A 12,475-nucleotide genomic window follows, 5' to 3' on the forward strand; every position below is an offset into this window, starting at 1 on the left:
TCAGGCCCCGAGCAGGGCGCGACGCAGGTGGACGGGGTAGACCCGGGCGCGGTACCAGGCGGAGGCGTAGGCGTCGTCGAACGGCTCGATGACGTCCGCTTCGGCCGCCCGGGCGACGACCTCGGCGTTCAACGGCGCGCCCAGCAGCACGCGCTCCGCGCCGGCCGCACGCATCACGCGGCGTGCCAGGCCGCCGAGCGCGAGACGGATGTCGGCGACCAGGCCGTCCTCGATCGTGATCCGGGCCGCCACCGTGACGATGGATCCTGAGTTGAGGCGTCGTCGGCTCGCCTTGTGGAACCGGAACGTGTCCTCGGCCGGAGCGGCGAACCGGACCCGGGTCACCAGGTCGCCCGCCCGCAGGCCGTCGGTGACGACCCGCTCGAGCGGCTCCCGGCGTGCGCCGTCGGCGCCGAGCACGTCCAGCTCCGCGTCCAGGGCCAGAAGGGCCGCCGCCAGGTCGCCGTACGGCTGCGGCACGAAAAGGTTGCCGGCCACGGTGGCGAGGCTGCGGACCGGGGGAGAGGCGATCGAGCGCACACAGCCGGACAGGTAGCTCAACCGGGCGTCGTCCTCGATGTCCGCGAGCGTGGTGGCCGCGCCTATGGCGACCGTGTCGCCTTGGACGTCGATGCCGGACAGTCCCGCTCTGCGCAGGCTGACCAGCCGCAGGTCGCCGCCGGCTCGATCGTTCAGCCGGGCCATCAGGGAGGTGCCGCCGCCGAGGGGCACGGCCCCGGCCTGAAGTGCCGCCCGAGCCGCCTCAGGGCTCCCAGGTGTCTGAACGGATGTCAGCATGTGCACCCCAAATTATTGATATCGATAATTAACATACGTGGCATGATCTAAGAGTCAAGGGCGATCTGGGCACTCGGATGTCGCAGGAGGGTTGTTGTCAGAACCCACGGGGAACCCGTCCACCGTCCCGCGCTCCGCGCGACCGACGCTGAGCCAGCAGATCCGCGACGGTCTGCTGCAACGGATCGTCTCCGGCGAGCTAGGCGAGGGCGACCGGCTGATCGAGACGAAGATCGCCGCCGAGTTCGGGACGAGCCAGGCACCGGTCAGGGAGGCGCTCCGGCAGCTCGAGGGCCTCGGCCTCATCGAGGGCCAGCCTCGTCACGGCAGCCGGGTGCTTCCCTTCGCCGAGCAGACGATCCGCGAGGCGTACATCGTGCGGGCGGCCCTTGAGGAGACCGCGACGCGGCTCGCCATGCTGGCCGGAACCCTTCCCGCGGACCGGCTGGAGGAGGCGGTCGAGGAGATGTACCGCTGCGCCCGGGACAACGACGTGCACGGCATCGGCCTGGCCAGCGCGCGGTTCCACCGGCACGTCGTGCAGGCCGGCGGCAACGGGCTGCTGACCCGCGCCTGGGAGGCGCTGCAGATCGAGGCGCGCACGGCCATCGCCCTGGTGGTCGCCAGGCCGGAACTCGAGCGGGTCGCCGATGAGCACCGCGAGCTGCTGGACGTCATGCGCGCTGGGGACGTGGAGGTGGCCTGCAGGCACGCCCGCGACCACCAGTGGGCCTACGCCGACACGCCGCACGACCCGTACGGAACGCCGAAACGGTAGGCCCCCTACCGGCATGCGCGAGCGCTGCCGGCTGCCGGGCGGAGAGCTCGACGCCGGGCCGCTCCCGGGCGGCCGGGTTCGAAGTCAGGGCACGCCTGCCCCTCGCGCCGAGCGGGTCGCGCCTGTGAACGCGGCGGTGCAGTCCGCCGGGAGCGCACTGCTCGCCCTCCAGCGCCTATAATTTCGACAGGTGTCGAAGTAAGGAGTGCTGCCATGGCCGCCCCCACACCCGTCCCGTGCTGCGCCCCGATCGCCCGCGCGCCGCTGGCCGAGACGGAGGCAGCCGAGCTGGCCGGCCTGCTGAAGGCGGTGGCCGACCCGGTCCGGCTGCGGCTGTTGTCGATGATCGGCTCCCACCCGGGCGGGGAGGCGTGCGTGTGCGACCTGACCGACGCCTTCGACCTGACCGCGCCCACCATCTCCCATCATTTGAAGGTGCTGCGCACCGCCGGTCTGATCGACGGGGAGCGGCGCGGCACCTGGGTCTACTACTGGATCATTCCCGAGACCGTGGCCAGGCTCGGAGCCTTGTTCATCCCGCTGGCCGAGCCTGCCCCCGCCGCAGGTCCGGTCGACGTGGAGCTCCTCCCGGCCTGAGCGCCCCGCCACAACCGGCACCTCCCGCTCCGGCGCACCCTGCGTCGGTGAGGAGGCGGCGCCGGTCATCGCCCAACCAGGCGAGCCCACCTCGGGGTTCTTCCGCGCGCGCTCGTCAGTGACGCACATCACACTGCCGATTTCGGCTGCGGCGACGGATTCCCCCGCGGCGGCTGGTCTTGATCCGGACAGAACCGACCACCACTTCGGAGTATCCGATGTCCGATTCCTTCAAGACCGCCGTTGTCACCGGTGCCAGCCGCGGCTTCGGGCGCGCGATCGCCGCCGCACTCGTCGCCACGGGTGCCGGCGTCGTTGGCATCGCCCGCGACGAGCAGGAGTTGCGTGCCGTACGCGACGAACTCGGCGACGGCTTCACCCCCGTCGCCGCGGACGCCACCGACGAAGCGCTCGCGCAGCGCCTGATCCGTGAGCACCGTCCTGACCTGCTCGTCCTCAACGCCGGGGCCACGCCCCACATGGCGCCCCTGCACGAGCAGACCTGGGAGACCTTCAGCCGCCATTGGCACACCGACACCCGGCACGTCTTCACCTGGACCCGGGCGGCGCTGCGGGAGCCGCTGGCGCCGGGCAGCGTGGTCGTCGCGATGTCCAGCGGCGCCGCCCTGGGCGGATCCCCGCTCAGCGGCGGATACGCCAGCGCCAAGGCGGCCATCAGATACATGCGCGGCTACGCGGCCGACGAGTCGGAGCGGGCCGGGCTGAACATCCGGTTCGTCGCGCTGCTTCCCCAGCTGACCCCACTGGGAGGCGTCGGCTCGGCCGGGGTCGACGGCTACGCCGCGCGCCAGGGCGTCGATCGGGACACCTTCGTCGAAGGCCTGCGGCCGATCCTCACCCCGGACCAGGTCGCCAAGGCCGTCGTGGAGATCGCCGGCGATCCGGGCAGCGCTCCGGAGTACCTGGTCGGCGGGGCCGGATTGCGCCCGGTCGACTGAGCCGCCGCCTACAGTGGACCGCACAGCACCTCCGGGAGAAGCCGCCATGCACTCGGACGCCGAGTTCGCCGCCCTGACCGAGCCCTTCCGGCCGGAGTTGCTCGCCCACTGCTACCGGATCCTCGGCTCGATCCATGACGCCGAGGATCTGGTGCAGGAGACCTACCTGCGGGCGTGGCGCGCGTTCGGCCGGTTCGAGGGCCGGTCTTCGGTACGCCGCTGGCTGTACAAGATCGCCACCATGGCCTGCCTGACGGCGCTGGGCACGCGCTCGCGGCGGCCGCTCCCGTCGGGATTGGGCGCGCCTTCGGACGATCACCGGGTGGCCCTGGCTTCCCCGGAGCCGTCGGTGGCGTGGCTCCAGCCGGCGCCCGACGCGCTGTTCAGGGCCGGCGATCCGGCGGCGATCGTGGCAGGGAGGACCGGGGTGCGGCTCGCGTTCATCGCCGCGCTCCAGCTCCTGCCCGCCCGGCAGCGGGCCGTGCTGACGTTGCGCGATGTGCTGGAGTTCCGGACGGCCGAGGTCGCCGAGATGCTCGACACGACGACCACGGCCGTCGACAGCGCGCTCCGCCGCGCCCGGGCCCGCCTCGCCGAGGCCGGACCGGTCGAGGACGACCTGGCCGAGCCGGAGGAGGAAACCCGGCGGACCCTCCTCGACGGTTACGTCGACGCGTTCACCCGGGCCGACGCCGACGCGCTGGTCGACCTGCTGCGAGCCGATGTCGAGCTGGAGATGCCGCCGAACCCGATGTGGTTCACCGGCCGGGGGGCCGTCGTGGGGTTCCTGGCAGGCCGGGTGCTGCGCAGGGATCGGTTCCGGATGGTGCCCACCCTCGCCAACGGCCAGCCGGCGGTCGTCGCCTACCAGCGCGCGGGCGACGGCCGGTACGAGGGGCACGGTGTCCAGGTCCTGACGGTGATCGGGGCCCGGATCGCCCGCATCACGGCATTCAACGACCCCAGCCTGGTGCCCACGTTCGGTCTCGCGCCCGCGCTCATCCCCTGAGCGGCCGGCCACGGCGCCTCCCATCGAACGGATTCGACGAGCGCCGCCCGCAGATCACCGGCGTGGGGCCCGCCGCAAAGCCGAATGCTGACAGGTGCTCCCGTGACCTACGCTGTACGCATGCGCGTGACGATGCGGGAGGTGGCGGACCGGGCCGGCGTCTCGATCAAGACCGTCTCGCGTGTGGTGAACGGCGAGCCGCACATCCGTCCCGAGAAGGTGCGGCGGGTGCACGCGGCGATCGACGAACTCGGCTGGGTCCCGAACAGGACCGCCCGGGCGCTCAGGACCGGGCTGGTCGGGGTGGTCGGGATCGCCGTCACCGAACTGCGCCGCCCATACCTGGCGGGTCTCGTCGAGGCGCTCGTCACCGAGGCGGATCGCCGGGGAATGCTCGCCGCGGTCGAGCCGACGCGCGGCGATCCGGCCCGGCTCGAGGCGGTCCTCGCCGCCCGGGGGAAGACGTTCGACGGCGTGGTGGTCATCGGCCCGACGGCGCCGGTCGCCGACGGGCTGGACGACCGCCCGGTGGTCGTCGTGCAGGGTGGCTCATCGGACAGCACTGCGGACAGCGTCGATGAGGATGTCGCGGAGGCGGCGGCCCTGGTGGCGCGTCACCTCGCCGTCATGGGCCGGTCCCGCCCGGCTCTGCTCGGCGCCGACCAGCCTCAGATGCGCACCGCTCTGGCCCAATCCGGCATCGACCCCGCTGCCGTACCGTGTGTGGATCTCGGTGAGGTGGCCGACCGGCGTGCGGGCGCGCGAGCCGCCGCACAACTGCTGGAGCAGCATCCGGACGTCGACGCGCTGCTGTGCGTCAACGACGAAGTGGCGCTCGGAGCTCTCGCGGCGCTGGTCAAGCATGGAGTCGACGTCCCCGGACGGGTGGCGGCCGTCGGGTACGGCAACCTGGAGGACGGACGGTTCTCGACGCCGTCGCTCACCACGATCGACCCCGGACCGGCCCGGCTGGCGCGCAGCGCACTGGAATTGCTCGCCGACCGCCTCGCCGGTACGGCGCCGCGACGGCCGCGCGCGGTCGTGTCGCCCGTCGAGCTGGTGCGGCGTGAGTCCACGCTGGGCCGGGATCCGCGATGAAGCGCCCGACGCTCGCGGACGTCGCCGCTCGGGCCGGGGTCTCGGCGAAGACCGTGTCCAACGTCCTCCTCGGCCGCCCGCAAGTCTCGGTCACGACCCGGGCCAGGGTTCAGGCCGCGATCGACGAGATCGGCTACGAGGCCGGACACGCCACGAGCCAGGCCGGACGCGGGCTCGCCTCTGGCCGGACCGGCCGCATCGCCGTCGTCGTGCCGAACCTCTACCAGCCGTACTTCGCGGAGAACGCCGAGCGCCTCATCCTCGCCCTGGCCGAGCGCGGGTTCACCAGCACGCTCCGGATCGCCCATGGCGAGGCCGGCGAACGCGACGCGGTCCTCGGTGTGACGACCGCCGACGTCGACGGCGTCATCATCTGCCCCCACCACTTGAGCGACCAGCTGCTCGCCAGTGCCGTCCTGCGCCGCCCGGTGGTGGCCCTCGGCGGCCCGCCGCTCAAGACGCTCGATTGTGTGCTGATGGGGGAGCACGCGGGCTTCCTGGCGATCACCCGGCATCTGCTGGCCACCGGCCGGCGCCGGCCGGCGTTCGTGTGGAACGGTCCGGCAGGCGCCGTCCCGACCGGCAACCGGTACGCCGGCTTCGTCGCCGCCCTGGAGGAGTACGGCATCGAGCACGACCCGTCGCTCGTCGCCAACAGCTCGGACTGGGACCGCAGGGCCTCGGGTTACGAGGCGATGGCAGGCCTGCTGCGGCGTTCCGGCCCCAGCTTCGACGCCGCGGTGTGCGTCAACGACACGATCGCCGTAGGCGCGATGAAAGCCCTGCACGCGCACGGGATCCGCATCCCCGAGGATGTCGCGGTCACCGGCTTCGACGACACGGACGAGGGTGAGTTCACCATCCCGTCGCTGTCGTCGGTGAGCCCCGATCAGGGCGAGATGGTCGCCGCCGCCGTCCACCTGCTGATCGAGCGCCTCGACGGGTACGACGGCGAGCCCCGCCAGGTGCACACCGGTACGCACCTGCTGATCCGCGACTCGTCCGCGACCGCCTGATCCACCTTCACGACCGTGATCCGGCCACGTGCACCGCTGATTGTCTTGTCATTGACATCGCTGAACTAGCGCACCTAACATCGCTGAAACATTCAGCGAGATCTGGGTCACCCCCTCCGTCCCCCTTAGGAGGACCCCCATGGCCACGTCCCCGGTTCTGTCCCGTCGGGCCTTCGTCGTCGCAGCCGGCCTCACCGCGATCGCGGGCTGCTCCGGCAACAGCTCCAGAAGCGATCCGAACACGCTCCGGATCGCCGTCACCAAGCACGCGTTGACCAAGCCGATGAGCACGATGGAGTGGCCCAAGCAGCTGGAGAAGATCGCGGGCGTGAAGATCCAGTGGCAGGAGATCGCGGCCGACTGGGACCAGAAGAAGTCCACCATGCTGGCGGCGGGGGACGTACCCGACCTGATCATCGGCACGAACGCGATCACCAATTCCGACCTGGGCACGTACCGGACGCTGTTCGAGAACCTGGCCGACGATCTGGACGCGCTGCCGAACGTGAAGGCGATGTTCGCGGCGAAGCCGCAGCTGAAGTCGATGGCCACGCTGTCCACCGGCGAGATCTTCGCGGTTCCCGGCTACAAGCGGTTCTGGCCGACGACGGTCACCCACCAGTACATCAACAAGCAGTGGCTCGACCGGCTCGGCCTGGACGTTCCGTCCACCTGGGACGAGTTGTACACGGTGCTGGTCGCGTTCAAGGAACAGGACGCGAACGGGAACGGCGACAAGAACGACGAGATCCCGATGGACTGGTCGCCCGTCGGCACGGGCGGCTTCGGGTATTTCCAGCCCAGTGTGCTGCTCGGCAGCGTCGGCCTGCCGATCGCGGGCGGCGGTGGCCAGGGCTATTTCCTCGAGGACGGCAAGGTCGGCAATTTCCTCGTCGACGAGCGCTACAAGCGGGTGATCCAGTTCCTCCACCGTTGCTACGCCGCGGGCCTGGTCAGCAAGAACGTCATGACGCAGGACTACTCGGCGTACCAGGCCGTCGGCCGCGGCTCCGGCGACGTGGCCAAGGTCGGCTTCAGCTGGGGCTGGACGGCCAGCGACCGGTTCGGCGCCCAGCTGGCCGACCAGTACGTCTCGATGCCGCCACTGCTCGCGGAGGCCGGCCAGCCGACACCCGTGGCCTGGTCGTACGACTCCTACGCCGAGAACTTCCCGCCGAACCAGATCGTCGTGTCCGCCAAGGCGAGCAACAAGCAGGCGGCTCTCAAGGTCGTCAACGCCTTCTACGACAAGGAGATGTCACTGCAGGTGTTGTGGGGCGATCTCGGCCGGTACGTCAAGAAGGTCAGCGACAAGGAGTACGAGGTGCTCCCGCCGGCCGACTCCAAGGTCGACCCCTCGACGTGGAAGTGGACGGTCACCGTCGCGGACCTGGGCCCCACCTGGATCCGGGACGACATCGAGGTGAAGCTGCCGGCCGACCTGGACGAGGCCGTCGAGCAGACGAAGCCGCTGGAGAAGGCGCTCGCGAACATCGACGTGGACAAGGACGTCTACCCGTTCCAGTTCATCCAGATGACGCCTGACGACACCAACCAGCTGGCGCTGAACAACACCACGATCCTCAACGCCGCGATGACGAAGTTCGCCGAATGGGTCACCAAGGGCGGCGTCGACGATCAATGGGACAAGTACGTTCAGCAGGTCCAGGGCTCCGGTCTGCAGAAGAACATCGACATCTACCAGCGCTACTACGACGAGTACGCGAAGACGCGCTGATGACGGAATCGCTTGTCGCAGCACGCAAGTCCGTGTCCGGCGCCCAGGGGCGAACCGGTCTGGGAGCCGGCCGGCATGTCCGCAGGTACTGGCAACTGTGGCTCATGGTCCTGCCGGCCGTGGGATTCATCGGCCTGTTCATGTACGTCCCGATGTACGGTATCCAGCTGGCCTTCAGGGACTTCGACTTCACCGCGGGTCTCACCGGTGGTGACTGGGCCGGCCTGAAGTACTTCCGGCAGTTCTTCGACAGCCCGCTGTTCTGGCCGTTGCTGCGGAACACGTTCGTCATCAGCGTCACCACGCTCGTGGTGGGGTTCGTCGCGCCGATCGTGCTGGCGCTGATGATCAACCAGGTCGGCGGCGGCCGGCGTAAGAAGTTCATGCAGACGGCCACGTACCTGCCGCATTTCATCTCGATCGTCGTCATCGTCGGCATGCTGCAGGCGTTCCTCAACCCGTCCACGGGACTGCTCACCCGGGTCCTGGCCGTCTTCGGCCTCGACGAGGTGAACCTCCTCGGCGACACGTCGGCCTTCGTGCCGGTGTACGTGATCTCCGACGTGTGGCAGCACTGCGGGTGGAACAGCATCATCTACCTCGCCGCGCTGTCGCGGGTCGACCCCCAGCTGTACGAGGCCGCCAAAGTGGACGGCGCCAGCCGGCTGCAGCTCATCCGGCACGTCGACTTCCCCAGCATCGTGCCGACCATGGTGGTCCTGCTCATCCTCACCATGGGCGGTGTGCTGAACACCGGTTTCGAGAAGGTGTGGCTGATGCAGAACACCCTGAACCTGCCGGTGTCCGAGGTGATCGCGACGTACGTCTACAAGATCGGCATCCTCAGCACGCAGTTCAGCTACGCCACCGCGATCGGCCTCTTCAACACGGTCATCAACTTCGTGTTCCTGATCGCCGCGAACGCGATCGCCCGCCGCGTATCGAACTGGAGCCTGTGGTGAGCGCGACCTCTCCGCCGAGCAAAGGACTCTTCCGCAGGAAGACACCCGGCGACGTCGTCTTCATGCTCGTGCTCGGCACGGTCTGCGTGGGGATCCTGTTCGCGGTGCTCTATCCGGTCTACTTCGTGTTGATCGCGTCCGTGAGCAACCCGTCGCTGATCTCCACCGGCGAGGTGTGGCTGTGGCCGAAGGGCGTGAACTTCTTCGGCTATCGGGAGATCTTCAACGATGACCGGATCTGGACGGGCTACGGCAACACGTTGCTCTACAGCACGGTCGGAACCGCGTTGAACCTCGTCGTGACCCTCCCCGCGGCGTACGCGTTGTCGCGGCCGGAGTTCCGCCCGCGGCGGATCCTCATGCTGTTCTTCGTCTTCACGCTGTTCTTCAACGGCGGGCTGATCCCGACCTACCTGCTCTATCGCGACCTCGGCCTGCTGGACAACTGGCTCGTGTTCGTCCTGCCGTCTGCGGTGAACGTGTACAACCTCATCATCGCCCGCGCGTTCTTCGAGCACTCGCTGCCGAAGGAGCTGTTCGAGGCGGCGATGATCGACGGCGTTTCCTACCTGCAGTACTTCGCCAAAATCGCGCTGCCGTTGTCCAAGGCGATCGTCTCGGTGATCGGCCTGTACTACCTGGTCCAGCACTGGAACGACTTCTTCACCGGCATGGTGTTCGTCCGGGACAACGCCCTGCAACCACTGCAGATCGTGCTGCGTGACATTCTCCTTTCCAATCAGGCGTTCGCCGGTGGCACAGGAGCCTCCGGCGGCAGCGGCACCTCCTACGACCAGCAGTACGCCGACCAGATCAAGTACGGCGTGATCGTCGTCTCGAGCCTCCCGGTCCTGGTGCTCTACCCGTTCCTCCAGCGCTACTTCGAGAAGGGCGTCCTCATCGGGTCGGTGAAAGGCTGATGAAACACCTTCTCGCCTGGCACACGAGGGCGGGCGAGGTGGGCCTGCTGCTGCTCAAACTGCACCTGCTGTGGATCGTGTGGAGCCTGGCCGGCGGCATCGTGCTCGGCGTCTTCCCCGCGACCGCCGGGGTGTACGGCGTCATCCGCGGCGAGTTCCTTCCGTCCGCCGCGCCCCGCGAATTCCGCCGGCTGTGGAGGCAGGAGTTCCGCACCGCCAACGTGGTGGGCTACGTCTTCGCGGCAGCGTGGGCGATGCTCCTGGTGGACCGGCGGCTGCTGGAAACCGCCGACCTCGGTGTCGTCGAGCCGCTGCTCGGCGCGGTGCTCTGGGTGACGACGCTGTTCGTGTCGTGCATGACCGTGAACGTCTGGATCCTCGCGGCGCACTTCGCCGAAGGACCGTTCGCGCTCGTCCGCCGGAGCGCGATCCTCGTCCTCGCCCGCCCGGTCCAGGCGCTTTTCACGCTGCTCGTGGCCGGTGTGATCCTCTGCGCGTACTACCTCGTCCCCGGACTGGTTCCGGTCTTCGGGGTCGCCGCACCGGCCTTCGCCTCCTTCGCCTACGTTTGGAGCACCTCGGTCCTCCCTACGACTCCTGGCTCGTGACGGTCCCCCGGACGCCGAGCACGATTCATCGACCACCTCGTTTGGAGCCTTCATGACCATGACCTCCGCTGACGCCGTGCGCAGTCGCGAGCCGCTGCCGCTGACCGCGGTCACCATCGACGACCGGTTCTGGGCGCCGCGCCGCGAGCTGATCCGCACCCGTACGCTGAGGCACCAGGAAAGCCAGATGCGCCGGCCCGGTCAGCAGTTCGACGCCCTGACCCTGACCTGGCGGCCGGGAGACCCGGACGAGCCGCACATCTTCTGGGAGAGCGACGTCGCCAAGTGGATCGAGGCCGCCGGCCACTGCCTGGCCACCACCGACGACCCCGAGCTCGACCAGGCCGTCGACGAGGCGATCGAGCTGCTGGCCGGCGCGCAGCAGGACGACGGCTACCTCAACGTGTACTTCACCGTCGTCAAGCCGGGGCAACGGTTCACCGACCTGCGCGACGCCCATGAGCTGTACTGCGCCGGCCATCTCATCGAAGCCGGCGTCGCCCACTTCGAGGCGACCGGGAAGACCCGGCTGCTCGACATCGTCCGGCGCTACGCCGACCTGATCGACACCGTCTTCAGCACCGACGGCCCCTGTGCCGGAGGCTATGACGGGCACCAGGAGATCGAGCTCGCGCTGGTCAAGCTCTACCGCGTCACCGGCGAGCGCCGCTACCTCGACCTCAGCCGGCGGCTCATCGAGTGGCGCGGACAGCAGCCCTACTACTTCGAGCTCGAGCTTCAGCGCCGCGGCACCCCCGGCTATTTCGGCACCAGGCTGCCCCGGCGAGCCGAGGAATTGCGGCGGTTCCGCGAGTACAACCAGAGCCATCAGCCCGTGGCCGACCAGTCCGAGGTCGTCGGCCACTCGGTCCGCGCCATGTACATGTACAGCGCGATGACCGACCTGGCCGACGAGTACGGCGACGAGCGGCTGCTCCAGGCCGTACAGCGACTGTGGACCGACCTCACCACCAAGAAGCTGTACGTCACCGGCGGAATGGGCTCCGATCCCAGCATCGAAGGCTTCGGACCGGCCTACGATCTGCCCGACGCCCACGGCTACGCCGAAACCTGCGCCTCCATCGGCCTCGTCCAGTGGGCGCAGCGGTTGAGCAACCTCACCGGCCAGGGTCACTACGTCGACACCCTTGAACGTGCTCTGTACAACGGCGTCCTCAGCGGCGCCTCCGCCGACGGCACCCGCTACTTCTACGGCAACCCCCTCGCCAGCGGCGGCGCCGTCGCCCGGCAGGAATGGTTCCAGTGCGCCTGCTGCCCGCCCAATCTCGCCCGGCTGATCAGCGAACTCGGCCGCTACATCTACGCCCAAGGACCCGGCGAAGCCGTCGTCAACCTCTACGTGGCCGGCACCGGCCGCTTCACCCTCGCCGGCGGCGAGGTCACCCTCCGCCAGGACACGCGCTATCCCCAGGACGGACGCCTCGCCGTCACCGTCACCCCCGCCGATGGCGAAGCGGAATTCACCGTCTCCATCCGCATCCCCGGCTGGAGCCGGCGACCCGCCGTCACCGTCAACGGCGAACCCGTCCACCGGCCCGCCCTGCGCGACGGCTACCTCACCCTGCATCGTCGCTGGCGGGCCGGCGACCTGATCGAGATCGACCTCGACATGGAAGTCCGCCGAACCTGGGCACACCCCGCCGTCGCCTCCGCCGCCGGAAAGGTCGCCCTCGAGCGCGGGCCGATCGTGTTCTGCCTGGAGGGCGTCGACCACGACTGCCCCGTCCACACCCTCACCCTGGGCCGCGACACCCGCATCCACGCGGTCCCCGACGAGCGGACCGGCGTCGTCACCCTGCACGCCGACGCCACCACAGACGCCGACGCCGACGGCCTGCTGTACAGCGACCAGCCACCCGGCCGATCGAGCGCCGCGCTGACCGCCGTGCCCTACTTCTCCTGGGCCAACCGCGGCCCCTCCGACATGACCGTCTGGATCCGCGACGGCGGCGACGGCTGACGAAAATGCCC

General features: G+C 69.4%; 12 protein-coding genes. 11 read left to right on the plus strand and 1 reads right to left on the minus strand.

Annotated elements, in window-relative coordinates; translation table 11 throughout:
* Nucleotides 1-798 carry an FAD binding domain-containing protein gene (locus tag ID574_RS06425; protein WP_188187785.1) on the minus strand — a complete coding sequence of 266 codons (798 nt, stop codon included), beginning with the start codon at nt 796-798 and terminating at the stop codon, nt 1-3.
* A gap of 94 nt (nt 799-892) precedes the next feature.
* Here ID574_RS06425 and ID574_RS06430 point away from each other — a divergent pair, with 94 nt between their 5' ends.
* From ID574_RS06430 to ID574_RS06480, 11 genes are all read left to right on the plus strand, one after another.
* Entirely contained in the window at nt 893-1,576 is a 684-nt protein-coding gene (locus tag ID574_RS06430) for a GntR family transcriptional regulator (RefSeq protein WP_188187786.1), read from the plus strand.
* A 213-nt stretch (nt 1,577-1,789) separates the two neighbouring features.
* Nucleotides 1,790-2,173: an ArsR/SmtB family transcription factor gene (locus tag ID574_RS06435; RefSeq protein WP_188187787.1), complete on the plus strand. Its 384-nt coding sequence runs from the start codon at nt 1,790-1,792 to the stop codon at nt 2,171-2,173.
* A 218-nt stretch (nt 2,174-2,391) separates the two neighbouring features.
* Nucleotides 2,392-3,132 (plus strand): SDR family oxidoreductase, encoded by a 741-nt coding sequence (locus ID574_RS06440; protein WP_188187788.1) that lies wholly within the window; start codon nt 2,392-2,394, stop codon nt 3,130-3,132.
* 13 nt (nt 3,133-3,145) lie between these two features.
* The gene (locus ID574_RS06445) at nt 3,146-4,141 is read left to right on the plus strand and encodes a sigma-70 family RNA polymerase sigma factor (protein ID WP_223166403.1); all 996 of its coding nucleotides are present in this window, start codon (nt 3,146-3,148) and stop codon (nt 4,139-4,141) included.
* Between the two features lie 102 nt (nt 4,142-4,243).
* Entirely contained in the window at nt 4,244-5,239 is a 996-nt protein-coding gene (locus ID574_RS06450) for a LacI family DNA-binding transcriptional regulator (RefSeq protein WP_223166404.1), read from the plus strand.
* Entirely contained in the window at nt 5,236-6,255 is a 1,020-nt protein-coding gene (locus tag ID574_RS06455; RefSeq protein ID WP_188187790.1) for a LacI family DNA-binding transcriptional regulator, read from the plus strand. Before ID574_RS06450 ends, ID574_RS06455 begins: the two co-directional genes overlap by 4 nt.
* A gap of 139 nt (nt 6,256-6,394) precedes the next feature.
* Nucleotides 6,395-7,993, plus strand: a complete 1,599-nt coding sequence (locus ID574_RS06460; protein ID WP_188187791.1) for a type 2 periplasmic-binding domain-containing protein — start codon at nt 6,395-6,397, stop codon at nt 7,991-7,993.
* Complete coding sequence (locus ID574_RS06465; RefSeq protein WP_188187792.1) at nt 7,993-8,955, plus strand: ABC transporter permease; 963 nt, start codon at nt 7,993-7,995, stop codon at nt 8,953-8,955. The genes ID574_RS06460 and ID574_RS06465 overlap by 1 nt, the downstream gene beginning before the upstream one ends.
* Complete coding sequence (locus ID574_RS06470; RefSeq protein ID WP_223166405.1) at nt 8,952-9,875, plus strand: carbohydrate ABC transporter permease; 924 nt, start codon at nt 8,952-8,954, stop codon at nt 9,873-9,875. Before ID574_RS06465 ends, ID574_RS06470 begins: the two co-directional genes overlap by 4 nt.
* Nucleotides 9,875-10,483 (plus strand): YesL family protein, encoded by a 609-nt coding sequence (locus ID574_RS06475; protein ID WP_188187793.1) that lies wholly within the window; start codon nt 9,875-9,877, stop codon nt 10,481-10,483. The genes ID574_RS06470 and ID574_RS06475 overlap by 1 nt, the downstream gene beginning before the upstream one ends.
* Before the next feature lie 52 nt (nt 10,484-10,535).
* Nucleotides 10,536-12,464 (plus strand): glycoside hydrolase family 127 protein, encoded by a 1,929-nt coding sequence (locus ID574_RS06480; protein ID WP_223166406.1) that lies wholly within the window; start codon nt 10,536-10,538, stop codon nt 12,462-12,464.
* Nucleotides 12,465-12,475 lie beyond the last annotated feature (11 nt).

This window comes from Nonomuraea sp. SYSU D8015 (assembly GCF_008065375.1).
Taxonomy (GTDB): Bacteria; Actinomycetota; Actinomycetes; order Streptosporangiales; family Streptosporangiaceae; genus Nonomuraea.